Annotated in this window: 24 protein-coding genes; 19 read left to right on the forward strand and 5 right to left on the reverse strand. The window is 71.9% G+C overall.

Going from position 1 to position 24,284, the window contains the following annotated elements; genetic code table 11:
• The first annotated feature begins 5 nt into the window (after positions 1-5).
• Positions 6-2,057, forward strand: a complete 2,052-nt coding sequence (ligA, locus tag RGQ06_RS12515; RefSeq protein WP_432428540.1) for an NAD-dependent DNA ligase LigA — start codon at positions 6-8, stop codon at positions 2,055-2,057.
• Positions 2,058-2,069: 12 nt separating this feature from the next.
• On the opposite strand, the gene RGQ06_RS12520 is transcribed toward ligA, so the two are convergent.
• On the reverse strand, positions 2,070-2,564 hold the full coding sequence (locus tag RGQ06_RS12520) for a hypothetical protein (RefSeq protein ID WP_432428541.1): 495 nt from the start codon (positions 2,562-2,564) through the stop codon (positions 2,070-2,072).
• The gene (locus RGQ06_RS12525; protein WP_432428542.1) at positions 2,561-2,935 is read right to left on the reverse strand and encodes a hypothetical protein; all 375 of its coding nucleotides are present in this window, start codon (positions 2,933-2,935) and stop codon (positions 2,561-2,563) included. Before RGQ06_RS12525 ends, RGQ06_RS12520 begins: the two co-directional genes overlap by 4 nt.
• Positions 2,936-3,006: 71 nt before the next feature.
• On the opposite strand from RGQ06_RS12525, the gene RGQ06_RS12530 reads away from it, so the two are divergent.
• The 3 genes from RGQ06_RS12530 (at position 3,007) to RGQ06_RS12540 (ending at position 7,663) form a co-directional block, all read left to right on the forward strand.
• Positions 3,007-4,944 carry a protein kinase domain-containing protein gene (locus RGQ06_RS12530; RefSeq protein WP_432428790.1) on the forward strand — a complete coding sequence of 646 codons (1,938 nt, stop codon included), beginning with the start codon at positions 3,007-3,009 and terminating at the stop codon, positions 4,942-4,944.
• An 84-nt stretch (positions 4,945-5,028) separates the two neighbouring features.
• The gene (locus RGQ06_RS12535; RefSeq protein ID WP_432428543.1) at positions 5,029-5,904 is read left to right on the forward strand and encodes an SDR family oxidoreductase; all 876 of its coding nucleotides are present in this window, start codon (positions 5,029-5,031) and stop codon (positions 5,902-5,904) included.
• Between the two features lie 223 nt (positions 5,905-6,127).
• A complete protein-coding gene (locus RGQ06_RS12540) occupies positions 6,128-7,663 on the forward strand; it encodes an MFS transporter (RefSeq protein WP_432428544.1) in 1,536 nt (511 codons plus the stop codon).
• A gap of 54 nt (positions 7,664-7,717) precedes the next feature.
• Here the strand turns inward: RGQ06_RS12540 and RGQ06_RS12545 are convergent, their stop codons facing one another.
• The gene (locus tag RGQ06_RS12545; RefSeq protein ID WP_432428545.1) at positions 7,718-8,125 is read right to left on the reverse strand and encodes an SCP2 sterol-binding domain-containing protein; all 408 of its coding nucleotides are present in this window, start codon (positions 8,123-8,125) and stop codon (positions 7,718-7,720) included.
• Between the two features lie 16 nt (positions 8,126-8,141).
• On the reverse strand, positions 8,142-8,810 hold the full coding sequence (locus tag RGQ06_RS12550; protein WP_432428546.1) for a TetR/AcrR family transcriptional regulator: 669 nt from the start codon (positions 8,808-8,810) through the stop codon (positions 8,142-8,144).
• Positions 8,811-8,883: 73 nt separating this feature from the next.
• Between RGQ06_RS12550 and RGQ06_RS12555 the strand changes: the two genes are divergently transcribed.
• The 14 genes from RGQ06_RS12555 to RGQ06_RS12620 all read left to right on the forward strand — a co-directional run bounded on the left by RGQ06_RS12555 (position 8,884) and on the right by RGQ06_RS12620 (position 21,131).
• Positions 8,884-9,204, forward strand: coding sequence for a 4Fe-4S dicluster-binding protein (locus RGQ06_RS12555; RefSeq protein ID WP_432428547.1), 321 nt, complete (start codon positions 8,884-8,886; stop codon positions 9,202-9,204).
• Between the two features lie 127 nt (positions 9,205-9,331).
• Complete coding sequence (gene cpaB, locus RGQ06_RS12560) at positions 9,332-10,129, forward strand: Flp pilus assembly protein CpaB (RefSeq protein WP_432428548.1); 798 nt, start codon at positions 9,332-9,334, stop codon at positions 10,127-10,129.
• Between the two features lie 16 nt (positions 10,130-10,145).
• Positions 10,146-10,958 carry an AAA family ATPase gene (locus RGQ06_RS12565; RefSeq protein WP_432428549.1) on the forward strand — a complete coding sequence of 271 codons (813 nt, stop codon included), beginning with the start codon at positions 10,146-10,148 and terminating at the stop codon, positions 10,956-10,958.
• Positions 10,959-10,960: 2 nt separating this feature from the next.
• Positions 10,961-12,364 carry a CpaF family protein gene (locus tag RGQ06_RS12570; protein WP_432428550.1) on the forward strand — a complete coding sequence of 468 codons (1,404 nt, stop codon included), beginning with the start codon at positions 10,961-10,963 and terminating at the stop codon, positions 12,362-12,364.
• Positions 12,361-14,259, forward strand: coding sequence for a type II secretion system F family protein (locus RGQ06_RS12575; protein WP_432428551.1), 1,899 nt, complete (start codon positions 12,361-12,363; stop codon positions 14,257-14,259). The genes RGQ06_RS12570 and RGQ06_RS12575 overlap by 4 nt, the downstream gene beginning before the upstream one ends.
• Before the next feature lie 2 nt (positions 14,260-14,261).
• Positions 14,262-15,161 (forward strand): type II secretion system F family protein, encoded by a 900-nt coding sequence (locus tag RGQ06_RS12580; protein ID WP_432428552.1) that lies wholly within the window; start codon positions 14,262-14,264, stop codon positions 15,159-15,161.
• A gap of 17 nt (positions 15,162-15,178) precedes the next feature.
• Positions 15,179-15,955 carry an alpha/beta hydrolase gene (locus RGQ06_RS12585; RefSeq protein ID WP_432428553.1) on the forward strand — a complete coding sequence of 259 codons (777 nt, stop codon included), beginning with the start codon at positions 15,179-15,181 and terminating at the stop codon, positions 15,953-15,955.
• A 100-nt stretch (positions 15,956-16,055) separates the two neighbouring features.
• Positions 16,056-16,358 (forward strand): Asp-tRNA(Asn)/Glu-tRNA(Gln) amidotransferase subunit GatC, encoded by a 303-nt coding sequence (gatC, locus tag RGQ06_RS12590; RefSeq protein WP_432428554.1) that lies wholly within the window; start codon positions 16,056-16,058, stop codon positions 16,356-16,358.
• Positions 16,355-17,812, forward strand: a complete 1,458-nt coding sequence (gene gatA, locus RGQ06_RS12595) for an Asp-tRNA(Asn)/Glu-tRNA(Gln) amidotransferase subunit GatA (RefSeq protein ID WP_432428555.1) — start codon at positions 16,355-16,357, stop codon at positions 17,810-17,812. The genes gatC and gatA overlap by 4 nt, the downstream gene beginning before the upstream one ends.
• Positions 17,809-19,269, forward strand: a complete 1,461-nt coding sequence (gene gatB / locus RGQ06_RS12600; RefSeq protein ID WP_432428556.1) for an Asp-tRNA(Asn)/Glu-tRNA(Gln) amidotransferase subunit GatB — start codon at positions 17,809-17,811, stop codon at positions 19,267-19,269. Before gatA ends, gatB begins: the two co-directional genes overlap by 4 nt.
• Positions 19,266-19,760: a hypothetical protein gene (locus RGQ06_RS12605; protein WP_432428557.1), complete on the forward strand. Its 495-nt coding sequence runs from the start codon at positions 19,266-19,268 to the stop codon at positions 19,758-19,760. The genes gatB and RGQ06_RS12605 overlap by 4 nt, the downstream gene beginning before the upstream one ends.
• A gap of 84 nt (positions 19,761-19,844) precedes the next feature.
• Entirely contained in the window at positions 19,845-20,312 is a 468-nt protein-coding gene (locus tag RGQ06_RS12610) for a DUF4112 domain-containing protein (protein ID WP_432428558.1), read from the forward strand.
• Between the two features lie 51 nt (positions 20,313-20,363).
• The gene (locus RGQ06_RS12615; RefSeq protein ID WP_432428559.1) at positions 20,364-20,510 is read left to right on the forward strand and encodes a hypothetical protein; all 147 of its coding nucleotides are present in this window, start codon (positions 20,364-20,366) and stop codon (positions 20,508-20,510) included.
• Positions 20,511-20,525: 15 nt separating this feature from the next.
• A complete protein-coding gene (locus tag RGQ06_RS12620; RefSeq protein ID WP_432428560.1) occupies positions 20,526-21,131 on the forward strand; it encodes a DsbA family protein in 606 nt (201 codons plus the stop codon).
• A 5-nt stretch (positions 21,132-21,136) separates the two neighbouring features.
• Here RGQ06_RS12620 and RGQ06_RS12625 read toward each other — a convergent pair whose 3' ends face one another.
• A complete protein-coding gene (locus RGQ06_RS12625; protein ID WP_432428561.1) occupies positions 21,137-22,510 on the reverse strand; it encodes an MATE family efflux transporter in 1,374 nt (457 codons plus the stop codon).
• Here RGQ06_RS12625 and ilvD point away from each other — a divergent pair.
• The gene (ilvD, locus tag RGQ06_RS12630; protein WP_432428562.1) at positions 22,470-24,176 is read left to right on the forward strand and encodes a dihydroxy-acid dehydratase; all 1,707 of its coding nucleotides are present in this window, start codon (positions 22,470-22,472) and stop codon (positions 24,174-24,176) included. The two genes, RGQ06_RS12625 and ilvD, sit on opposite strands and share 41 nt — an antisense overlap.
• Positions 24,177-24,284: the final 108 nt, after the last annotated feature.

The raw sequence follows: 24,284 nt of genomic DNA on the forward strand, positions 1-24,284 counted from the left end.
CCGGGGTGAGCGACCAGGACGTCCCCGAGGCCCAGCGGCGCGCCGAGCAGCTCCGCGCCGAGATCCTCGAGCACGACGAGCGGTACTACGTCCAGGACGCGCCGATCGTCACCGACGCCGAGTACGACGAGCTCATCCAGGAGCTGCGCCGGCTCGAGGAGGCGCACCCGGAGCTGGCCGACGAGGCGTCGCCCACCCAGCAGGTCGGAGGCCGGGCCTCGGCAGCGTTCTCGCCGGTCGTGCACTCGAGCCCGCTGCTGTCGCTCGACAACGCCTTCGTCGAGGAGGACCTGCGCGCTTGGGACGAGCGCCTCCAGCGCCGCCTCGGCGTCGCCGAGGGCGATGCGCCCGTCACCTACGGCTACGTGTGCGAGCTCAAGATCGACGGGGTCGCCATCTCGCTGCGCTACGAGGACGGCTCCCTGGCCCAGGCCGCCACCCGCGGAGACGGCCGGGTGGGGGAGGACGTCACCGCCAACATCCGCACCATCGCCGACATCCCCAACGAGCTGCCGGCGGGCGCGCCTGCGGTGTTGGAGGTGCGGGGCGAGGTGTACATGACCACCGCGGCGTTCGAGCGGCTGAACGAGTGGGCGGCCGAGCACGGCCACGCCCCCTTCATCAACCCCCGCAACTCCGCCGCCGGCGCGCTGCGCCAGAAGGACCCCAGCGTCACGGGTCGGCGCGAGCTGTCCATGTGGAGCTACGGCCTCGGCGAGGTGAAGGGGGGTCCGGGGCTGGCCCGCCACGAGGAGATGTTCGACCTGCTGCGCGAGCTCGGCTTCCCGGTGAACCCCGAGATCCGCACCGTCGACCACATCGACGAGGTCGTCGCGCTGTGCGCCCACTGGGAGCAGCACCGCCACGACCTGCCCTACGAGATCGACGGCGTGGTGGTGAAGGTGGCCGACCTCGCCCGCCGGGCGGACCTCGGCGTCACGACCCGGGCGCCGCGCTGGGCCATCGCCTACAAGTTCCCGCCCGAGGAGCGCACCACCACGCTGCTGGACATCATGGTCTCGGTCGGGCGCACCGGCCGGGCCACGCCGTACGCGGTGCTGGAGCCGGTGTTCGTCGGCGGTGCGAACGTCGAGCGGGCCACGCTGCACAACCAGGACCAGGTCGCGGCCAAGGACGTCCGCCCCGGCGACACCGTCATCGTCCGCCGGGCCGGCGACGTCATCCCCGAGGTCGTGGGCCCGGTGCTCGCCGCCCGGCCCGAGGGCCTGGAGCCGTGGGTCTTCCCCACCACCTGCCCGTGCCCGGTGCAGTCCACCCTGGTGCGCCCCGAGGGCGAGTCCGACACCCGGTGCGTGCACCCGGAGTGCCCGTTCCAGGTCCAGGGCTCCATCGAGCACTTCGCCAGCCGCGGCGGCATGGACATCGAGGGCCTGGGCGAGCGCACCGTCGCCCAGCTGATCGAGCTCGGCCTCCTGCACGACGTGGCTGGCGTCTACGAGCTGGACTTCGACCGGATCCTCGAGCTCGAGGGCTACGGGCAGACCTCGGTCGACAACCTGCGCGCTGCGATCGACGCCAGCAAGGACCGCCCCCTGCGCCACCTGCTGGTCGGGCTCAACATCCGCCACCTCGGGCCTGCTGGCGCCGAGGCTCTGGCCCGCCGGTTCGGGCACCTCGACGACATCGTCGCCGCCGACGCCGAGACCCTGGCCGCCGTCGACGGCGTCGGTCCCACCATCGCGACCTCGGTGCGCGCCTGGTTCGACGATCCGGCCCACCTCGCCGTCATCGAGCGGCTGCGCGCCGCAGGCGTGAACCTCGAGGGCGAGGCGGCGCCTGACGTGGAGCAGACGCTGGCCGGCCTGTCGGTGGTGGTCACCGGCACGCTCGAGGGCTACAACCGCGAGGAGGTCGAGGAGGCCATCAAGTCACGGGGCGGCAAGGCGCCGGGCTCGGTCTCCAAGAAGACCACTGCCGTGGTGGTCGGCGACGGCCCGGGGGCATCCAAGCTCACCAAGGCCGAGGAGCTCGACATCCCGGTGCTCGACGAGGCCGGGTTCGAGCACCTCCTCGCCACGGGCGAGCTGCCGGGTTAGCTGCCGCTCACCTCACGTCGCGGAGAAGCACCAGTTCTCGACGCGCTGGGTCTGCTCGCGACCCTCGACCTGGTCCCAGATGGTGGCGACCAGGCAGTAGTCGCCGCTCAGGCGCTCGATGGACTTGTCCGGCCCGGGCTGGAAGATGATCCGGTTCAGCCCGTCGACCTCGATCTCGTCGTCGGTCAGCCTCGTGGCCACCCCGTTGCCGGGCAGCAGGGTGAGCTCACCGGTCCAGCCCGGCACCAGGTCGATGCCGATGGCCTCCTGGCCGAGGATCTCGGACCCGCGAGGCGGGATCAGCGCCTCGACCCCCGACGGATCCCGCGAGCCGGTGTCCTGGAGCCCGTCGGCACCCGAGACGCTGACGTCGCCGCCGTCGCCCTCAGCGGTGGTCACGTAGGCCAGGACGATGGCGGCGATGGCCACCGTGAGCACGACGGCGATGATCACCTTGGTGCGGGTGGGGTACTGCAGGCCCTGGGGGGCGGGGGAGGGGCTGGTCATGGTCGGGGGAGCTCCGGGGTGGGGAAGGCGTGGAGGGAGGACAGCACGAGCGCGTAGACGGCGACGACGGTGGCGACGAGCAGCAGGCGCAGGCCCATCGCCCACTCGGCACCGATGGCGACGAGGATGCCGACGAGCTCGAACACCAGCAACCCGAGGGCGCCGCCGGCGCTGAGGCGGCGGGCCAGCTGGGCGAAGCCGACCTTGGCCACGAACGCCAGCAGGATCAGCGCCTTGCCCAGGTTGCCCCAGTCGTCTCGGCCGATGACGAACGCGCCCTCGGCCAGGGACTCGACCAGCACCAGCCAGAAGGCGGCGTGCAGCGTCCAGGGGACCGCGAGGGTGCGGGCGGAGCCGGCGGGATCGGGCATTCGGACCCAGTCTCGCACCGGGACCCCTCCACCAAGGCGGCGGGGACGTTCCCTACTGTGGCGCAGTGGCCATGTCACAGCTCTCCGACCAGGTCGGTCGCGTGGTGGGCGGCCGATACCGACTGATCGCCCCCCTGGGGGCGGGTTCGTCCGCGCAGGTGTTCCTGGCCGACGACGTCACCCTGCAGCGCAAGGTCGCGGTGAAGATGCTGCAGCCGGCCCTCGCCACCGACCAGCACTTCCTGGAGCGCTTCCGGGCCGAGGCCCAGACCGTGGCGTCGGTGAACCACCCGAACGTGGTCGTGGTCCACGACAGCGGCGTCGACGACGTCCCGTACCTGGTCACCGAGTACCTGGCCGGCGGCAGCCTGCGCGGCATGCTCGCCGCCGGGCACCGCCTCACCCCGTCCCAGGCCCTCGTCGTCGGCCTCGAGGCCTGCCGGGGCCTGGCGCATGCCCACGGGCGCGGCCTGGTGCACCGCGACCTGAAGCCGGCCAACCTCTGCTTCGGTGACGACGGCCGCCTGCGCATCGCCGACTTCGGGCTCGCCCGGGCGCTCGCCGAGAGCGGCACCACCGACCACGGCGGCAGCCACCTGGTCGGCACCATGCGCTACGCCGCGCCGGAACAGGCCCGGGGCGAGCGCACCGGGCCCAAGGCCGACGTGTACGCCCTCGGCCTCGTGCTCATCGAGGCCGTCACCGGACGGGTGCCCTTCGCCGGCGGCGACCCGCTCGCCGCCCTGCAGGCCCGCACCCACGGCGACCTCGAGGTGCCCGACGCCCTCGGTCCGCTGCGGCCCGCCATCGAGCGCGCCGGTCGCCTCGACCCCGACGAGCGCGCCGACGCCGAGGAGCTCGGCATCGCCCTGCTCGCCGCGTCCGAGCGCCTCACCGCCCCGGCACCGCTCCCCCTGGTCGGTGCCCTCACCGAGGCCGAGGGCGCCACCGAGTCCGCCGACGAGCGCACCCAGATCGCTCCGGCCCCCGCCGCGGCGTCCGAGGATCCCGCCGCCGGTCTGCGGGGGCGCAAGGCCCGCAAGGCCCGCAAGGCCCGCAAGGCCGCCGAGGCCGAAGCCGTCACCGTGGTCGACGCCCCGGAGGGCGACCCCGGCACCGCCCGACGCCGGCGCTGGCCGGTGGTGCTTGCCGTGCTGCTGGCCGTGGCCATCACCGCCGGTGGGCTTATCCTCGCCCAGCAGCTGCGGACCCCGACCGCCGAGGTGCCCGAGCTCGCCGGGCGCCAGATCGACGACGCCGAGCTGATCGCCGACCAGAACGACTGGATCATCGACGAGAAGAAGACCCGCCAGGACGGCACCGAGCCGGGCGAGATCGTCTCGACCACCCCGCCCCCGGGCGACCGCCTGGCCGAGGGGGGCACGCTCGTCGTGCTCGTCTCGGAGGGCAACACGCTCACCGACCGCCCCGCCGAGATCGTCGGGCGACCGCTCGAGGAGGTCGCCCTCGAGCTCGATGCGGCCGGCCTCGGGCACGAGGTCGCCGAGGAGGTCCACCACGAGGAGGTGCCGGCCGGCCACGTCATCGGCACGGTCGGCGAGGTCGAGACCTCGCTGCCCCGCGGGTCGGTCGTGCCCCTGTCGGTGTCCCTCGGCCCGGCGCCGCGGACGGTTCCGGAGCTCCCCGCGGGTGCCGGGTTCGGCGTCGCCCGCGACGCGCTCGCCGGCGTCCAGCTCGAGGTGGCCCGGGAGGACGTCTTCAGCGAGACGGTGCCGGCGGGCCAGGTCGTGGCCCTCGACCCGCCCCCCGGCGCGACGCTCGATCGGGGCGACACCGTGGTCGTGCAGGTGAGCAAGGGTCCCGACCGGGTGGCCGTGCCCGACCTGCGCGGCATGACCCTCGACGAGGCCGAGGCGGCCCTGCGCAACGCCGACCTGGTGCTCGGCCAGGACTGCTGCGCCAGTCGTGGCACGGTCGTCGGCTCCGATCCCGGTGCCGGCACGCAGGTGCGTCGGGGTACCTCGGTCAACATCTTCCTGGCCCGCTGACCGCCGCCGACTTGACCTGTCTCGTCCGGGGGCAGCACTGTCTGCTCGCGCTCGGCGGGACGGCGCCGGCAGAAGGGACACGAAGTGACTTCGCTCGACGGCAGGATCACGGTCATCACCGGAGCAGGCCGCGGCCTCGGGCGGTCGCACGCGCTGCTCTTCGCCGCCGAGGGCGCCAAGGTGGTGGTCAACGACCTCGGCGGTGACGCCACCGGCACCGGTGGTGACCCGAGCGCGGCGGAGGCCGTCGTCGAGGAGATCCGCGCCGCCGGTGGCGACGCCGTGGCCAACCACGACGACGTGGCCACCTGGGCCGGCGGGGAGGCCCTGATCCGCTCGGCGATCGACGCCTACGGCGGCCTCGACGTGCTCGTCAACAACGCGGGCATCCTGCGCGACCGGGCCCTGGTCAACATGACCGAGGAGGAGTGGGACTCGGTCACCAACGTGCACCTCAAGGGCCACTTCGTGCCCACCCGCTTCGCCGCCGCGTACTGGCGGGACCAGACCAAGGCGGGCATGCCTCGGGCCGCATCGGTGATCCACACGTCGTCGACGTCGGGCCTGCTCGGCAACCCCGGCCAGACCAACTACGGCACCGCCAAGGCCGGCGTGGCCGCCTTCTCCCAGATCTGCGCCCAGGAGCTGTCCCGCTACGGCGTGCGCTCCAACTGCATCGTGCCCGCGGCACGGACCCGCCTCACCGAGACCGCTCCCGGCCTGTCCGACATCGTCGCCGCCCCCGGCGACGGCGCGCAGTTCGACCTGTGGGATCCGGCTCACTGCTCGCCGGTGGTGGCATACCTGGCCGGTGCCGACTGCCCGCTGAACGGGCGGACCATGTTCGTCCAGGGCGGCACGATCCGGCTGATGGACGGCTGGCAGTTCGGCGCCACCTTCGAGCAGGAGGCGCGCTGGACCATCGCCGAGCTCCACGAGACCTTGGACCGCATGGCCTGAGGGCTCGGCGCCGGCCGCGCGCCGGTGCCGAACCAGTGCCAGATGGCTACCATCGCCGCCCACGGGCCGGTCCCGGTGGGACGGCCATGCCGGACGCAGCGATCCCCAGCCGCTGCGACGAGGCAGGCCGTCCCTCCAGGGTCGGCCCGTGCCGCGCTCGGCGTGACCGACGTCTCACCGATCGCCTTCTTGACCCACCGGTCAAGTGGATAGCGTCGACGACGTGGACGGCGGACGGCGCGAACCAGGTGGACCCGGCGCGCACCTCGACGAGCTGAGCATCGACGCGCCCGGAGCCGACGAGGTCGCGGTGATGCCGTGGTCGCTGCTGCTGCGCCAGCGGGTCCACGACCGGGCCAGCCGGTCCTCGAAGTACCCGTGGCTGGTGCTCACGACGGTGCTGCTCGGCCTGTTCAGCGTCGGCTTCACCATCACGATCCTGTCGGTGTCGATCCCCCGCATCGCCGGCGACCTGGGTTCCGACGAGTCGACCCTGACCTGGCTGGTCACGGGGCCGATCCTGGCCTTCGCCATCTTCGGCCCGAGCGCCGGCAAGCTCGGCGACCTGCGGGGGCACCGCCGCGTCTACGCGTGGTCGATGGTGGCCGTCATCGTCTTCGCCGCCCTCACCGCGGTGGCGTGGGACGCCCCGTCGCTGCTCGCCTTCCGCATCCTCGGGGCTGCCACCGGCGCTGCGGTGGGACCGACGTCGCTCGCGCTGATCAACCGGCTCTTCCCCAAGGAGCGCCGGGCCCAGGCGATGGGCTACTGGACCATGGTCGGCGCCGGCGGCCCGGTCGTCGGCGTCGTCGCCGGCGGGCCGATCGTGGAGGCGTTCGGCTGGCGCTGGATCTTCGCCGGGCAGGTGCCCCTCACCATCGCTGCCCTCGTCCTCGCCCTCGTCGTGCTGCCCGAGACGGACAAGATCCCCTCGGCTCGCTTCGACCTGGCCGGCGCCGGCACGCTGGCCGCCGCCGCGACCGCCTTCCTCCTCGCCGTCAACCGGGGCCCGGTCGTCGGCTGGACCTCGCCGATGGTGCTCGGCGCGTTCGCCCTCACGCCGGTGGTGCTGTGGCTGTTCGTCCGGGTCGAGTCGCGAGCTGCGGCCCCGCTGCTGCCGCTGGAGTACCTGCGCCGCCGCAACTTCTCGATCCCGATCCTCACCCAGGTCTTCACGAACTTCGCCTACATGGGCGGGTTCATCATCACGCCGCTGTTCCTGCAGGACATCTTCGGCTACGGCGAGGCCAAGACCGGGTCGCTGCTCATCGCCCGTCCGCTCGCCTTCGCCGTCGCCGGCCCCGTGATGGGCTACCTCGCGGCCCGCACGGGTGAGCGCTTCGCCGCCGTCGGCGGTGCTGTGGCCGTGCTCGCCTCGATGTTCGGCATGGCCTCGCTCGGCGCCGGGTCGTCCGACCTGCTCGTCGTCGGCTTCCTCGGCCTCTCTGGCATCGGCCTCGGCATGTCGGCCCCCGCCCTGGTGGCGGCCATCGCCAACGCGGTCGACGACGACGACCTCGGCGTGGTCGGCGCCACCCAGCAGATGATGACCCAGTTCGGCGTGGTCGTCGGGATCCAGGTCATGCAGTCGACCCAGGCAGCCCGCGCCGGCGCGGTCGGCGCCGAGGCCTCCTACGGCGAGGCCTACCTGGTCGGCGCGGCCGCAGCCGCCCTGGGCCTGGCCTTCGCCTTCTTCGTCCGCAGCTCGGTCGTGCGCGCCCCGAGACGGGTGCCGGCGAGGCGGGCGCTGGCCGCATGAGGAAATCCCGTGGATCGTGACCACGGGTGGTCACGATCCACGGGATTTCCGTTCTCAGGCCGTCATCTCAGCGATCTTGGTCGCCATCTCGACCTGGGCCGGGTCGGGCTGGACGGTCTGCATGGCCATCATCTTGGTCATGTCGCCCTGGACCTTGATCTTGCCGGCCATGAAGGCCTGCATGCTGGCCTGCTGGTCCTGGTCGATGAAGATCGCCTTGGCGGTGGCGTAGTCGACGGTGACCGTGAGGTCGGCGCTGTCGAGGTGGCCCATGTCGAGGGTCATCTCACCGTCGGTGGTGTCGATGTGGGCGTCCATGGTGCTCTCGTCGAAGGGGACCTCGGTGATGACGACGTTCATCTTCATCGGGGGCGGGGAGGTGGTGGACGTCCCGGCGTAGTCCTCACGGATGGCCTGGGCCGCCGCGATCCACTCCTCCGACAGGAACTCGTGCTTCGACATGCCCGGAATGTACTGGCTACTCGACCAGGGCAGCCGCAGCGGCGGCGTCGTCCGCGGCGAGCACCTTCACGACCGAGCGGGCCACGAAGCGGGACAGGTCCTCGATGCCGACGTTGGTGCGTCCGGTGCGGTGGTAGTGGCTGTAGTAGCCGACGGTGCCGACCACCGCGAGGGCGAGCAGGTCGGGCTCCTCGTCGACGATCACCCCGGCGTCTTGGCCCCGCAGGATGATGGTGCGCACGTCGCTGATGTGCTGGGCCGTGCCCTTGCGACGGGACTCCTCGGTGACCGCCCCGGTCTCCACCTCGAGCAGCGAGAAGAAGTGGGCGTTCTCGGCCATGAACTGCACGCTCGCCTGCGCGCCCTGGCGGATCTGGCGCAGGGGGTCGGCCTCGGGGTCGATGGCCGAGGCCTGGTGCTTGCGCAACCGCAGGCGGATGTCGGCGGCGACCTCGGCGAAGAGGGCTTCTTTGTTCTCGAAGTACCAGTAGAAGAGGCCCTTGGCCACCCCGGCGGCGTCGACGATGTCCTTGATGCGGGTCTCGGCGAAGCCCCGCTCGGTGAACAGCTGGGCGGCGCAGTCCACCAGCTGCTGCTTGCGCTCGCGGCCCTGGGTCGTCAGCTGGCGATCCGGGTCGGCGGGCGAGGTGGTGCTCGGGCGCGCAGCGGCGGTCGACTCGGGCACCCGCAGAGTGTCCCGCCCCCTTGACCGCCAGGTCAAGCACCGGTCCGGGGACCGGTGCTACCGTCGCCGGGCGATGGAGGGGACCGTCAGCAGCGCCAGCACCCGGGCCGACCGGATGGCCAACCGCGAGCGGAACCCCAAGTGGCTGAACCCGGCCCTGCACATCGACATGTCGATCTGCATCAACTGCGACACCTGCATCCGGCACTGCCCCCCGCACTTCGGCGCGATCTTCAACCACGGGATGGACGTGGTCATCATCCCCGAGCTGTGCTCGGGTTGCCTGAAGTGCGTCGATCCCTGCCCGGTGGACTGCATCCACCCGGTCGAGGACGGCATGGAGACCCCGCTCGACTGGTGGGACGCCCCCCTGGAAGACGACCCGTACAAATAGTCGAACAGCGTCGCCGCTTCCGGTTCCGCCGGAACCGCTGAGAAGGTCGTTGCCGGAATCTGCTTCAGATTCTGCTCGGGCGGCCGATGACTTCTGAGGAGCAGCCCCGCGAACCTCGGGAGAGAACGTGAAGAAGAAGCGCGCAAGTCTCATCGGTGCCGTCCTGTTGGTGGCCCTGGGCACCTTCGCCCTGGTGAAGTACGTGAGCACCGCAGAGGACCGGGCGCTGGCGGGCGAGGAGCTGGTGGACGTGCTCGTCCTCGACGCTTCCGTGCCCGCCGGCACCGCGGCCAACGAGCTGCAGCAGTACCTGCGGGTCGAAGCGGTGCCGGTGAAGGTGCAGACCGGCGGTGCGCTGGCCAGCCTGAGCGAGGCCGACGGCATGGTCACCGCCGTCGACCTGGTCGAGGGCGAGCAGCTGACCGCCAGCCGGCTGGTCGACGCCACCGAGTTCAACGCCCTCCAGGCCCGCGTCGGCCGGGGTGGCGGCACCGTGGCGGTGCCCGAGGGCCTGCTCGAGATCACCATCCCCCTCGACCCGATCCGGGCCGTCGGCGGCACGGTGCGACCGGGCGACCTCGTCGGCCTCATCGCCTCCTTCGACCAGTTCCAGAGCGACGGCGCCGTCGGCCCCGACGGCCAGCCCGTCGCCGGCGAGAACGTGTCGGGCTTCCTGCTGCACAAGCTGCTCGTGACCAACGTCCAGGGCGCCCCGGTGCCCGAGGCCGCCGCCCAGGGGGCGACCACGGACAACCGTGCGCCCACCCCGGTGGGACAGCTGTACGTGACGCTGGCCCTCGACGCCGCCGCCGCCGAGCGGGTCGTCTACGCCTCGAAGAACGGCGACATCTGGCTGGCCATCGAGCCCGCCGACGCCGACGAATCGGGCACCGCGGTGCAGACCGCCGACCGGATCTTCGGCTGAGATGGGAGCCACGACGTTGACCTCACCACCTGAGGAGGTGGCGGCCGACCCCAGCCGGATCATCACGATCCTGTCGCCCAAGGGCGGCGCCGGGAAGACGTCGTCGGCCACCAACCTCGCCGTGGGCCTGGCCAAGCGGTACCCCCGCGAGGTGGTCCTGGTGGACCTCGACCTCCAGTTCGGCGACGTGGCGTCCAACATGCGCCTCCAGCCGACCTCCACGATCATCGACCTGGCCCGGGCCTGGCCGGTGGACAGCGCCCAGGTGAAGCTGGCCCTCACCAGCCACTCCTCGGGCCTCTACACCCTGTGCGCCCCGCTCAGCCCGGCCGAGGCCGACGAGATCACCGCCGACCACGTCACCGGCGTGCTCCGCGCGCTGCACCGCTCGTTCCGGTACGTGGTCGTCGACACCGACCCGGGCCTGAGCGAGCGGGTGCTGTCGGCGCTCGACGTCTCGACCGACATGGTGATGATCTGCTCGACCGAGGTCCCCTCCATCCGGGGCCTGAAGAAGGCCCTCGAGGCCCTCGACGTGGTCGGGCTCACCAGCGCCCGGCGGGTGCTGGTCCTGAACCGCAGCAACGCCAAGGTCGGGGTCGACATCGGCCAGCTCGAGCGCACCATCGGCCGGCCGGTCGACGTGCGGGTGCCGAGCTCGATCGACATGGTGCTGGCCACCAACGACGGCATCCCCGTCATGGAGTCCGGCCGCAACCCGGAGCTGGTCCGGGCCTTCGAGCACCTCGTCGAGCAGTTCGTCACCGACGACGGCAAGGACCACCACGGCGGCAAGCCCGCCTCGCGCCTGTTCAAGCGGAAGGGCTGATCATGAAGCTGGGAGAGCGGGTCAGGGCCGCGACGGAGGGGGACTTCGAGCTCGACTTCCCCGAGCTGTCCTTCGAGGAGGTCACCGCCGACCACGCGTCCAACGTGGCGATGACCGCCGCGCTCATGGAGTCCGAGTCCTTCTCCGGGCTGCGCCAGAAGGTGCAGGACGCGCTGCTCCTCGCCCTCGGCAACCGGGTCGGTGAGCCCGACGTCGACGACGACGAGCTCAAGCGCATGGCCCGGGGCGAGATGGTCAAGGTCCTGGCCGCCGAGGACATCCCCCTCGCCGAGGACGAGCGCCAGCGCCTGGTCGACGTCATCGCCGCCGACCTGCTCGGCTACGGCCCGATCCAGCCCCTGCTCTCGGACGACTCGGTCTCCGAGATCATGGTGAACGGAACCCGCTCGATCTACATCGAGAAGGACGGCAAGCTCCAGGTCGCCTCGATCAACTTCAGCGACGAGGAGAGCCTGCGCAAGGTCATCAACCGCATCGTGGCCCCGCTCGGTCGTCGCATCGACGAGTCCTCACCGATGGTCGACGCCCGACTGCCCGACGGCTCCCGCGTCTGCGCGGTGATCCCCCCGCTGGCGGTGGACGGCTCGTCGCTGACCATCCGCAAGTTCGCGGCCAAGAAGTTCACCGCCGAGGACCTCATCGAGAAGGGCTCGGCCTCGGTCGAGTCGCTCTACATGATCGCGGCGTGCGTCCACGCCAAGCTGAACATCCTCGTCAGCGGCGGCACCGGCTCGGGCAAGACGACCCTGCTCAACGTGCTGTCCAGCTTCATCCCCGACGGCGACCGCATCATCACGATCGAGGACGTCGTCGAGCTCCAGATGCGCCAGCAGCACGTCGTGCGCATGGAGACCCGCCCGGGCAACAGCGAGGGCAGGGGCGAGATCTCGATCCGCGACCTGGTCCGCACCGCCCTGCGCATGCGGCCCGACCGCATCGTCGTCGGTGAGTGCCGCGGCGGCGAGGCCCTCGACATGCTCCAGGCCATGAACACCGGCCACGCCGGTTCGCTGTCCACGCTGCACGCCAACACGCCCCGCGACGCCATGACCCGCCTCGAGACCATGGTGCTCATGGCCGGCATCGAGTTCCCGATGCAGGCCATCCGCCAGCAGATCTCCGGCGCCATCGACCTGGTCGTGCAGATCGGTCGCCTCCGCGACGGCAGCCGCCGCGTCGTGCAGATCTGCGAGATCGGCCGCGTCGTCGGCGACGACATCGAGGTCCTGCCCATCTTCGACTTCGACTACTCGCCCGGCCTCGACGCCAGCGGCCGGGTGCTCGGCGTCCTGCGCCCCACCGGCTACCGGCCCCGCTTCATCGAGCACATCAAGGAGCTGGGGATCGAGTTCGAGGAACGCATCTTCGGAGGGAACCAGGAATGAGCGCCCGACCCCGCACCGCCCGCCTCCTCGCCGGCCTGCTCGCCCTCTCGGCGCTGCTGGTCACGGGGGCCACGCCGGTCGCCGCGCAGTCCGAGGGCCTCGAGGTGCGCAGCATCGACGCCAACGGCTTCCCGCTGGTGCGCGCCGTCGTGTCCGGGCCCACCGTCACCGGTGACCCCGAGGCCGCCTTCACCGTCGTCGAGGACGGCGAGGAGCAGAACGTCGACGTGGTGCGCCTGCGCACCAACGACCTGAACCTGGTCGTCGCCATCGACGTCTCCGGCTCCATGGCCGGCGAGCCGATGCAGCAGGCCAAGGCCGCCGTGGCCGACCTGCTCGAGACCCTGCCGGCCGACGTGCCGGTGTCCATCGTCAGCTTCGGCGACTCCGCCGTCATCCAGCACCCCTTCTCCACCGACCGGGCCTCGCTGCAGGGCGCGGTCGACGGGCTCATCGCCGCCGGCGGCACGGCCCTGTTCGACGGCCTCGACCGAAGCATCGCCCAGCTCGCCTCCCGGGGCGGGACCAACGCCCTGGTGGTCCTCGCCGACGGCGCCGACTCCGCGAGCGACTCCACCGCCGACGCCATCGTCGAGCGGTTCACCTCCACGCCCGTCGCCACATCCTTCGTCGCCCTGCAGACGCCCGACCAGGACCTCGGCACCCTGCAGGCCTTCGCCGACGCCGCCGGCGGCGACGTCCTGGCCATCGAGCAGTCGGCGCAGTTCCGCGAGGTCCTCACCGAGATCGGTGCCGGCCTCGGCGGCCTCTTCGAGCTCCGCTGGACCTCGGGCTCCGACGGCGAGAGCGCTGAGCTCACCATCGCCATGGCCGACGCTCCCGACATCGCCGTCAGCACCACGTTCGAGCACGCGGCCGTGCGCCAGTTCGTGCCCGACGTCGCGGATGACTCCCGGGTCGTGCCGGGTGCCGGCATCCTCGCCGGCGCCTGGGTCCCGATCGCCGCCGCCCTCGGCGTCAGCCTCGGCGCCCTCCTCCTCCTGAACGGCATGCGCGGGTCCGAACAGGCCGTAGAGCGCCGCGAGCAGCGTCGACAGCAGAAGCAGCTGACCAAGCAGCAGAAGACCAAGCGCAAGAGCGGCGTGCAGGAGCGCCTCGAGGGGATCTCGGCCCAGGTCCTGGAGAAGAACGACCGCGGTCGCTCCCTCGACGACACCCTCGACCGGGCCGGGCTGGCCATGCGCTCCAACGAGTTCGTGGTGGTCTGCCTCGGCCTTGCCATCGCCGCCCTGTTCGTCGGCGTCCTGCTGTTCGGCATCCCCTACTTCCTGCTGATGGCCATCCCGGTCGGACTCGGCATCCCGCTGTTCCTCAAGTTCAAGATCGGGCGCCGGCGCAAGCAGTTCGTCAACCAGCTCGGTGACACCCTGCAGCTCATGGCCGGCTCGCTCACCGCCGGCTACGGCCTCGGCCAGACGCTGGACTCGGTGGCCCGCGAAACGGACTCGCCGACCAGCGAGGAGTTCCAGCGGGTCGTCATGGAGACCCGCCTCGGCCGCAGCCTCGAGGACGCCCTCCAGGCCATGTCGTACCGGATCGGCGCCAAGGACTTCGACTGGGTGGTCGACGCCATCAAGATCCAGGCCAGCGTCGGCGGCAACCTGTCCGAGATCATCGAGCAGGTCGGCGAGACGATCCGGGCCCGCACCCGCATCAAGCGCCAGGTCGACGCCCTCACCGCCGAGGGCAAGATCTCCGCCCTGGTCCTGTTCGTCCTGCCCTTCGGCCTGTTCGGGTTCATCTTCAGCTCGAACCCGGACTACATCAAGCCGATGTTCTCCTCGGGCCTGGGCCAGGCGATGCTCGGCGCCGCCGGCTTCATGCTGGCCTGCGGCGGCCTCTGGCTGAAGAAGCTCGTGAACCCGGAGTTCTGATCATGGGAATCGTCTACCTCGCAGCCGTCTTCGTCATCGGTGGTCTGACCCTCGCCTTCTGGGCGCTGAAGCCCGAGCCCAAGGTCGTCGCCATCGGCATGGACCCCGAGGACGTCATCCCGACGTCCCGGGAGCTCGAGCTCCAAGGCTCGTTCCTCACCCGCGTCGTGAACCCGCTGATGCAGGGCCTCGCCGCCAAGTTCGGCCGCTACCTCCCGAGCGGCATGCTGGACGCGACCGCCAAGACGCTCCGCGTCGCCGACCTCGACAAGCGCTGGCGGCCCGAGGTCATCATCGGGATGCAGATCGCCGGCTTCGCCCTCGGGCTGCTCGGCGCCTCGGCCTACCTGTCCAGCGCCGGCGCCAGCCGCACCAACCTGCTCGTCGCCGGGCTCATGGTCGTCCTGTTGACCATGGCCCCCGACGCCAAGGTCAAGCGGATGGCCGACGACCGCCGCAAGGCCATCACCAACGAGCTGCCCGACGTGCTCGACCAGCTCACCGTCACGGTGGAGGCCGGCATGTCCTTCGACGGCGCCGTGCTGCGGGCCGGCCAGGAGGGCCGCGGCATCCTCGCCACGGAGCTGCTCAAGGCCGTCAACGACATGCAGCTGGGCCTGTCCCGCGGCGAGGCGCTCCAGGCCATGTCCGACCGCACCGACGTCGCCGACCTGCGCCAGTTCGTCACCGCCGTGCGCCAGGCCGAGAAGCACGGCTTCCCGCTGGCCAACATCCTGCGCCTCCAGGCCCTCGAGCTCCGCGACAAGCGCCGGGCCCGGGCCGAGGAGCGAGCCATGCAGGTACCGGTGAAGATCACGTTCCCGCTGGTGTTCTGCATCCTGCCGGCCCTGTTCGTGGTCATCCTCGGCCCCGCCGCCGTCAACATCTCCGGCGGCTTCTGAGGCGTAGCCTCCGGGCCATGCCCGAGGTCCTCCCCGAAGCCGAACCGCTCTCCGTCGACGGTGGTCCCGTCGGCTGCCTGGTGATCCACGGGTTCACCGGCAACCCGTCGTCGATGCGCCTCATCGCCGAGGCCATGGCCGACGCCGGTCACAGCGTGGAGATGCCCAGACTGCCCGGCCACGGCACCACGGTCGAGGACATGAACACGACGTCGTGGGCCGACTGGAGCGCCGAGGTCGAGGCCGCGTACCAGCGCCTCGCCGGGCGCTGCGAGCACGTCGTGGCCATGGGACTGTCCATGGGCGGCACGCTCACGGCCTGGATCGGCGCCGAGCACCCCGACATCGCCGGGCTCGTGCTCATCAACGCCGCCGCCGAGCGCAGCGACGAGATGCGGGCCGGGCTCCAGGCGATGCTCGACGCCGGCGAGACCTACATGGACGGCATCGGCAGCGACGTGGCCGACCCCGACGTCACCGAGTCGGCCTACGCCAAGGTGCCCCTCGCCCCGCTCGTGTCCATGCTCGATGCCGTCGCCGACCTGCAGGACCGCCTCGCCGGCATCACCGCGCCCGCGCTGATCATGACGAGCCCCGAGGACCACGTCGTGGCCCCCACCGCCTCGGACCACCTGGCCCAGACCCTGGGCGGCCCGGTCGAGCGGGTCACGCTCGAGCGCAGCTACCACGTCGCCACGATCGACCACGACCGTGACCTCATCATCGAGCGCATCCGCGACTTCGTCCGCCGAGTCAGTTCTGGCAGCGAAGGCGGAACGGGGCCCGGAGCCTGACGTTCCGGACTGCGGCGCTGCCCTGTTCCGCAGCCGCTGCCAGAACGTTCCGGATGGACCGCCCTGTGAGGACGTGGACACCTGCTCGTAGGCTCACTCCGTGACCGCCCCCATCAGCCGCGACGACGTCGCCCACGTGGCCCGCCTGGCCCGCTTGACGTTGACCGACGAAGAGCTGGACACCTTCACCGGCCAGCTGGCGTCGATCCTCGACCACGCCGCCGACGTGGAGGCTCTGGACCTCGACGACGTGGCACCGACGTCGCACCCGTACCCGCTCGAGAACGTGGTCCGCCCCGACGAGGTCCGACCGTGCCTGGACCGCGATGAGGTCCTCGCCGAGGCACCGTCCGCGGAGGACGGCATGTTCCGGGTCCCGCCCGTGCTGGGGGAGGCCCCGTGAGCCCGGTCGAGCGCTTCCAGACCGCGGCCGGCGTCGCCGCGGCCGTCGCCACCGGCGAGCGCAGCGCCCGCAGCGTGCTCGACGAGCACCTGGCACGCATCGACGAGCGCGAGGGCGAGATCCACGCGTTCAACCACCTCCTCGCCGACGAGGCCCGGGCCCGCGCCGACGAGATCGACGCCCGCATCGCCGCCGGCGAGGACGTCGGGCCGCTGGCCGGCGTGCCTGTGGCGCTCAAGGACAACCTCTGCACCCGGGGCATCCCCACCACCTGCTCGTCCAAGATCCTCGACGGCTGGCGCCCGCCATACGACGCCACGGTCGTCACCCGCCTCCGCGACGCGGGCGCCGTCGTGATCGGCAAGACGAACCTGGACGAGTTCGCCATGGGCTCCTCCACGGAGAACTCCGCCTTCGGCGCCACCCGCAACCCGCTGGACACCAGCCGGGTGCCCGGGGGGTCCTCGGGCGGGTCGGCGGCCGCGGTCGCCGCCGGCTTCGCGCCGATCTCCCTCGGCTCCGACACCGGCGGCTCCATCCGCCAGCCCGCCGCCCTGTGCGGCGTCGTCGGCGCCAAGCCCACCTACGGCCGGGCCTCCCGCTACGGCCTCATCGCGTTCGCCTCCAGCCTCGACCAGATCGGCCCCTTCGCCCGCACGGTCGAGGACGCCGCCCTGCTCATGGAGGTCGTCGGCGGCCACGATCCCCTCGACGCCACCAGCATCCCCGAGCCCTTCCCCGACCTGCGCGGCACCCTCGGCCGCGGCGTCGAGGGCCTGCGCATCGGTTTGGTCGAGGAGCTGCTCGGCGGTGAGGGCGGGTTCCAGCCCGAGGTCCAGGCCCGCACCCGCGAGGCGGCCGACGCGCTCGAGGCGGCCGGCGCGAAGGTCGACGTCGTCTCGGTGCCGGCCTCCACCTACGGCCTGTCCGCCTACTACCTGATCGCCCCGGCCGAGGCGTCCTCCAACCTGGCCCGCTTCGACGGCGTGCGCTTCGGGCTGCGAGACGAGCGGGCGACGATGGGGGAGACCTACGACGCCACCCGCACCGCCGGCTTCGGCGCCGAGGTGAAGCGCCGCATCATGCTCGGCACCTACGCCCTGTCCTCGGGCTACTACGACGCCTACTACGGCAAGGCCCAGCGGGTGCGCACCATGATCATCGACGACTTCGACGCCGCCTACGAGCGCTTCGACGTGCTGCTCAGCCCGTCGTCGCCCTGCGTGGCCTTCCCCCTCGGCGACAAGACCGCCGACCCGCTCACCATGTACCTCAACGACGTGTGCACGATCCCGTCCAGCCTTGCCGGCCACCCGGCCATGTCGGTCCCGTTCGGCACCGGCGCCGAGGGCCTGCCTGTCGGCATCCAGGTGATGGCCCCCGCCCTCGGCGAGGAGCAGATGTTCCGCGTCGCTGCCGCTCTCGAAGCCGCTGCGCCCGGGGGTGCCCGATGACGGCCACCGAGACGTCCTTCACCGAGCTGCCCCACGGCTACCGCCTCGTGGTGGGCCTCGAGGTCCACGTCGAGCTGCACACCGCCACCAAGCTGTTCTGCGGCTGCCCGAACCAGTTCGGCGACGACCCCAACACCAACGTCTGCCCGGTGTGCCTCGGCCTGCCCGGGTCCATGCCGGTGCTCAACGCCCAGGCGATGGAGCTGGCCATGCGCCTCGGCCGGGCCCTGCACTGCGAGGTGCGCCCCTCGGTCTTCGCCCGGAAGAACTACTTCTACCCGGACATGCCGAAGGACTACCAGGTCTCCCAGTACGACCAGCCGACCAACGTCGACGGCCACCTCGACCTGCCCGACGGCACGCGCATCGGCATCGAGCGGGCCCACATCGAGGAGGACACCGGCAAGTCCACACACGTCGGCGGGGCCAACTCCTCGTCGAAGGGTCGGATCCACGACGCCGCCTACTCGCTCGTGGACTACAACCGCTGCGGCGTGCCGTTGGTCGAGATCGTCTCGCGGCCCGACTTCCGCACCGCCGAGCAGGCCAAGGCCTACGTGAACGAGCTGCGAGCGATCCTCGTGGCCACCGGCGTGTCCGACGCCAAGATGGAGGAGGGCTCGCTGCGGGTCGACGCGAACGTCTCGGTGCACCAGCCCGACACGCCCTTCGGCACCCGCTGCGAGATCAAGAACATCAACTCGGTGCGCTCGCTCGGCCGGGCCATCGAGTACGAGGCGCTGCGCCAGGTCGACCTGCTCGAGGCCGGCGAGCGGGTCATCCAGCAGACCCGCCACTGGAACGAGGACGAGGGCCGCACCCACATGCTGCGCTCGAAGGAGGAGGCCGAGGACTACCGGTACTTCCCCGAGCCCGACCTCGTGCCGATGGTCCCCGACCCGGCCCGCATCGAGGCCATCGACGCCGCCCTGCCCCGCCTGCCCGCCGAGCGTCGCGCCGCCCTCGCCGAGGCCGCCGGGCGCACCCTGCCGGACGAGTCGGTGACGATCGTGGTCGACCGGGGCCTCGACGAGCTGGCGCTGGACGCTGTCGCGGCCGGCGCCGACGCCGACCGCACGCTCACCCACCTCCAGCACGACCTCGATCCCGGCCACGCCGCCAACGTCCCCGCCGCCCACCTGGCCCAGCTCGTCGAGCTGGAGACCAGCGGCGCGCTCACCGCCAGCCAGGCCAAGCAGGTCGTGGCCGAGATGGGGGAGACCGGCAAGGCGCCGGAGGCCATCGCCGCCGAGCGTGGCTTCGAGGCGATGGACACCAGCGAGCTGGAGGGCATCGTGGACGAGGCCATCGCCGCCAACGGCGGCGCGTGGGAGAAGTACTGCGCCGGCGAGCAGAAGGCCCAGGGCGCCATCGTCGGCCACGTCATGAAGGCCACGAGGGGCCAGGCCGACGGCAAGCTGGTCTCCCAGCTCCTCGAGCAGCGTCGGTCGGCGTGAGGCCCCGGTCGGTGGTCGGCGTCGCGGTCTGCGCGCTGGTCCTGGCGACCGGCTGCGGAGGCGACGACGACGCCGAAGGCGCCCCCGAACCGGCCGAGGACGCCGCGCCCGAGATCACCGGCAGCACCGCACCCCTCGCCTTCGAGGGCGACCCCGACTCCGAGTTCTGCCAGCGCAGCCGCCAAGCCGCCGAGGAGCCGGTGCTCGACCCGTTCGAGGCCGGCCTGGCGCCGCGGGAGGTGGAGCTGCGCTTCCGGGCTCTGGCCCAGCGCTTCGAGGGCTTCGCCGCCATCGCCCCCGAGCCCCTCGCCGACGACCTCGCCCTGCTCGACGACACCTTCGCGCAGCTCGCCGGTGTGCTGGCCGACGCCGACTACGACTTCGAGCGCCTCGCCGCCGACCAGGTCGACGTGTCGGTCTTCGACGACCCCGCCCTCGCCGTGGTGGCCGATCGCCTCGCCGCCTACCAGGACCAGGTCTGCGACCCCTGACCCCATCCGTTCTGGGCCGCGGAGGACGCATCAGGCGCGCGTGCGTCGCGGCCCGGAACGAGCCGGATGGGTAGGGAGCGGGCCATGACCGCACCGACGGGGGCCGACGAGGCCCAGACCGAGCGCCTCGCCCGCCTCCTCGACAGCCAGTTCCGCGTGCCGGGCACGAGCCTGCGCTTCGGGGTCGAGCCGCTGCTCGGCCTCGTGCCGGGACTGGGCGACGCCGCCGGGCTCGCCCTGTCCTCGGCGGTGATCGTCCAGGCCGTGCGGCTCGGCGCCCGCGGCGCCACCGTCGCCCGCATGGTGCTCAACGTGGCCATCGACGCCGTGTTCGGCTCCATACCGCTGCTCGGCTCGGTCTTCGACTTCGCGTTCAAGGCGAACAACCGCAACGTCGCCCTCCTCCAGCGCCACGAGCGGGACCCTGCCGCCACCTCGGCCGAGAGCCGCAGGGCCGTGCGACGGACGTTGATCGGTGTCGCCGTCGGCGTGGTCCTCACCCTCGTCCTGGTCGTCGCCCTGGTCGCCTGGTTGCTCTCGCTGCTGTTCTGACTCCCGTCCGACGCTCGGTCGGGACGCGGCCCCGCCGGTACGGTGGCCACCGTGTCTCGCTACACACCCCCGTCCGACCCCGACGACGACGTCTCCCCCTACCGACGCCGGTCGCTCGGCATGCGCATCGGCGTCTGGGTCCTGCTGATCGGCGTGCTGGCGCTGGTCTTCGTCGATGTCCTGGCCGCACTGATCTGAGCCGAGGAGCAACCCATGCAGGTCGAGGTCTTCGCCGACGTCTGGTGCCCGTTCACCCACGTCGGCCTCCGTCGCTTCGTCGAGCTCCGCACCCACATGGACGTGCCGCCCGTGCTCGTCGTGCGGTCGTGGCCGCTCGAGCTCGTGAACGGCGCGCCGATGGACCCGGCCTTCATCGCGGAGGAGGTCGACGACATCCGCGGCTCGGTCGCGCCGGACCTGTTCACCGGCTTCGACCCGGCTCGCTTCCCGACCACGACCCTCGGGGCACTGGCGCTCACCGGCCGGGCCTACGAGCAGTCGCCGACCACGGGCGAAGCCGTGGCCCTCGAGCTCCGGGACCGGCTCTTCGAGCGGGGCGACGACATCGGCGATCCCCACGTGCTGGCCGCGGTGGCCGCGGCCCACGGTCTGGCGACCGAGGCCGGTGACGACCTCCCGCGGCGCGATTGGGAGGAGGGCAAGGCGCGCGGGGTCATCGGCTCGCCGCACTTCTTCACCCCCGGTGGCAACTGGTTCTGCCCGTCGCTGGACGTGTCCCGGACCGACGACGGCCACCTGCGCATCACCGACGACCCCGAGGGCTTCGACGCCTTCGTCCGGAGCTGCCAGGAGGGCTGAGCGGGTCAGCGCTCGGCGCCCACCACCGCCCACGCCCCCGATCGCCACCGCAGCGCCAGGACGCCGAGCCGGGCCAGCATCAGCACGGTGATGGCGCCCCACACCCAGCCGATGCCGAGGCCGAGCAACGCGACCGCGATGGCGACCGGCGCGGTGAGCAGGGCGGCGCCCACCATGGCCTTGGCCAGGAACGACATGTCGCCGGCGCCGATCAGCAGGCCGTCGAGGACGAACACCGCCCCGTTCACCGGCTGGAGCACGGCCACGAACAGGAGCAGGAAGCCGGCGAGGTGGAGCACGTCGGGGTCGTTGCTGAAGATGTCCGGGAGCACCGGCCGTCCGATCAGGACGATCGCGCCGGCGAAGATGCCCGCCACCGTCCCGAGCTCGAGCATCCGCCGGCCCACCTGACGGGCGGTGCCGACGTCGCCGGCGCCGAGGAAGCGGCCGACCATGGCCTGACCGGCGATGGCGATGGCGTCGAGGGCCAGCGCCAGCAGGCTCCAGATGGCGAAGGCGATCTCGTGGGCGCCGACCTCCTCGGCCCCGATGCGGGCGGCGATGGCGGTGAACAGGGTGAGCGACATCCGCAGCGCGAGCGTGCGGACCAGCAGGTCCCACCCGGCCCGGCCGAGCCGGCGGATGGCCGACCAGTCCGGGCGCAGGGCGGCGCCGAGGCGGGACGTGGCCGTGGTGATGAGGCGCAGGTAGACGAGGGCGCCGCCGGCCTGGGCGATCACCGTCGACAGCGCTGAGGCTCCGATGCCGTAGCCCAGCCCGTTGATGAGGACGAGCTCGATGACCAGGTTGGCCACCGCCGCACCGATGGCCACCAGCAGGGGGGTCCGGGTGTCCTGCAGGCCCCGCAGGTAGCCGGTGCCGGCAAAGGTGAGCAGCTGGAAGGTGATGCCGATCGCCGAGATCCGCAGGTACACGAGGGCGTTGGTGCGCACCGCACCGGTGCCGCCGAGCAACTCCACGATCGGGTCGGCGAAGCCGAGGACGAGGGCGGTCATCACCACGCCGATCACGCCGGCGAGCCACAGGCCCTGCACGGCCTGGTGGGCGGCCGACCCCTCCCGGCCGGCGCCCAGCAGGCGCGACACCGCGGCCGTCGTGCCGTAGGCCAGGAAGATGAAGATGGCGTACCCGGTCAGCAGGGCCGAGGACGCCACGGCCAGGCCGGCGAGCTCGTCGGTGCCGATGCGGCCCACCACGGCGGTGTCGGCCAGCACGTAGAGGGGCTCGGCGACGAGCGCCCCGAAGGCCGGCACCGCGAGGCGGGCGATCTCCCTGTCGTGCGAGCTCCGGATCGGCACTGGCGTAGCCTGGCCCGCTGTGAGCGGAGCAGACGACACCACCGAGACCACCGTCGACATCAAGGCCCGGTCCCGCGACGTGACCGACGGCATGGAGCGAGCCCCGGCCCGGGCGATGCTGCGGGCCATCGGCATGCAGGACGAGGACTTCGCCAAGGCCCAGATCGGCGTGGCGTCGTCCTGGAACGAGGTGACGCCCTGCAACATGCCGCTGGATCGCCTGGCCAAGCGCTCCAAGGTCGGCGTGCGCGACGCCGGCGGCTATCCGATCGAGTTCGTCACCATCGCCGTGTCCGACGGCATCTCCATGGGGCACGAGGGCATGCGCGCCTCGCTGGTCTCCCGTGAGGTCATCGCCGACTCCGTCGAGACCGTCATGCACGCCGAGCGCATGGACGGCCTGCTCACGTTCGCCGGCTGCGACAAGTCGCTCCCCGGCATGCTCATGGCCGCAGCCCGCATCAACGTGCCGAGCGTGTTCCTGTACGCCGGCTCGATCCTGCCCGGCCAGCACAACGGCGAGGCCCTCGACATCGTGTCGGTGTTCGAGGCCGTCGGCGCCCGGGCCGCCGGCACCATCGACCAGGAGACCCTCGACGCGATCGAGCGCAACGCCTGCCCCACCGAGGGCGCCTGCGCCGGCATGTTCACCGCGAACACGATGGCCAGCATCTCCGAGGCGCTCGGCATGTCGCTGCCCGGCAGCGCCAGCGCTCCGGCCGTGGACCGCCGCCGCGACGACCTCGCCTACGAGAGCGGCAAGGCCGTCATGGAGCTCATCCGCAAGGGCATCCGCCCCCGCCAGATCATGACCCGCAAGGCCTTCGAGAACGCCATCGCCGTCACCATGGCCCTCGGCGGCTCCACCAACGCGGTGCTGCACATCCTGGCCATCGCCTACGAGGCCGAGGTCGAGCTCGATCTGTCGGTGTTCAACGAGATCGCCGCCAAGGTGCCCCACATCGCCGACACCAAGCCGCACGGCAAGTACCACATGGTCGACATCGACCGGGTCGGCGGCGTGCCGGTCGTGATGAAGCACCTGCTCGATGCCGGCCTCCTGCACGGCGACTGCCTCACCGTCACCGGCAAGACCGTGGCCGAGAACCTGGCCGAGCTCGACCCGCCCGCCCCCGACGGCGACGTCATCCACCCGCTCTCGGACCCGATCCACGACATCGGCGGCCTGGCCATCCTCACCGGCTCGCTGGCCCCGAAGGGCTCGGTCGTCAAGGTCGCAGGCATCGACTTCGACGACTTCGAGGGCCCCGCTCGCGTGTTCGACGGTGAGCAGGACGCCATGGACGCCGTGCTGGCCGGGCGCATCAACAGCGGCGACGTGGTCGTCATCCGCTACGAGGGGCCCAAGGGCGGCCCCGGCATGCGCGAGATGCTCGCCATCACCGGTGCCATGAAGGGCGCCGGCCGTGGCGGCGACGCCGCCCTCATCACCGACGGCCGCTTCTCCGGGGGCACGCACGGCTTCTGCATCGGCCACGTCGCCCCCGAGGCCGTCGACGGCGGCCCCATCGGGCTGGTGGAGGAGGGCGACCGCATCCGCATCGACGTGCGGGGCCACACCATCGACCTGCTGGTGAGCGAGGAGACCCTCGCCGAGCGGGCCACGTCGCTGAAGCACCCCGAGGCCCGCTACACCAAGGGTGTGCTGGCCAAGTACGCCCGGCTCGCCGCCGGCGCGGAGAAGGGTGCCGTCACCGAGGCCTGAGTGCGGGCTGGCGTCGGGAGCGCCAGCGAGCAGCCAGCACGCGTCCTGCGGAGCAGGACGCCGTGAGACGGTGCCGTCACGGAGGTGTAGCGGCCCAAGCTGTGACGC

The sequence above is a fragment of the Salinilacustrithrix flava genome, from assembly GCF_041228405.1.
GTDB classification, from domain to species: domain Bacteria; phylum Actinomycetota; class Acidimicrobiia; order Acidimicrobiales; family Salinilacustritrichaceae; genus Salinilacustrithrix; species Salinilacustrithrix flava.

Coding starts and splice junctions, on each gene's coding strand:
- RGQ06_RS12610 (WP_432428558.1), top strand. CDS start 19,845: ATGACCGCACCGACGGGGGCCGACGAGGCCCAGACCGAGCGCCTCGCC.
- RGQ06_RS12525 (WP_432428542.1), bottom strand. CDS start 2,935: ATGCCCGATCCCGCCGGCTCCGCCCGCACCCTCGCGGTCCCCTGGACG.
- RGQ06_RS12585 (WP_432428553.1), top strand. CDS start 15,179: ATGCCCGAGGTCCTCCCCGAAGCCGAACCGCTCTCCGTCGACGGTGGT.
- RGQ06_RS12580 (WP_432428552.1), top strand. CDS start 14,262: ATGGGAATCGTCTACCTCGCAGCCGTCTTCGTCATCGGTGGTCTGACC.
- RGQ06_RS12520 (WP_432428541.1), bottom strand. CDS start 2,564: ATGACCAGCCCCTCCCCCGCCCCCCAGGGCCTGCAGTACCCCACCCGC.
- RGQ06_RS12620 (WP_432428560.1), top strand. CDS start 20,526: ATGCAGGTCGAGGTCTTCGCCGACGTCTGGTGCCCGTTCACCCACGTC.
- RGQ06_RS12625 (WP_432428561.1), bottom strand. CDS start 22,510: ATGTCGACGGTGGTCTCGGTGGTGTCGTCTGCTCCGCTCACAGCGGGC.
- gatB (WP_432428556.1), top strand. CDS start 17,809: ATGACGGCCACCGAGACGTCCTTCACCGAGCTGCCCCACGGCTACCGC.
- RGQ06_RS12530 (WP_432428790.1), top strand. CDS start 3,007: ATGTCACAGCTCTCCGACCAGGTCGGTCGCGTGGTGGGCGGCCGATAC.
- RGQ06_RS12545 (WP_432428545.1), bottom strand. CDS start 8,125: ATGTCGAAGCACGAGTTCCTGTCGGAGGAGTGGATCGCGGCGGCCCAG.
- RGQ06_RS12555 (WP_432428547.1), top strand. CDS start 8,884: ATGGAGGGGACCGTCAGCAGCGCCAGCACCCGGGCCGACCGGATGGCC.
- RGQ06_RS12570 (WP_432428550.1), top strand. CDS start 10,961: ATGAAGCTGGGAGAGCGGGTCAGGGCCGCGACGGAGGGGGACTTCGAG.
- RGQ06_RS12575 (WP_432428551.1), top strand. CDS start 12,361: ATGAGCGCCCGACCCCGCACCGCCCGCCTCCTCGCCGGCCTGCTCGCC.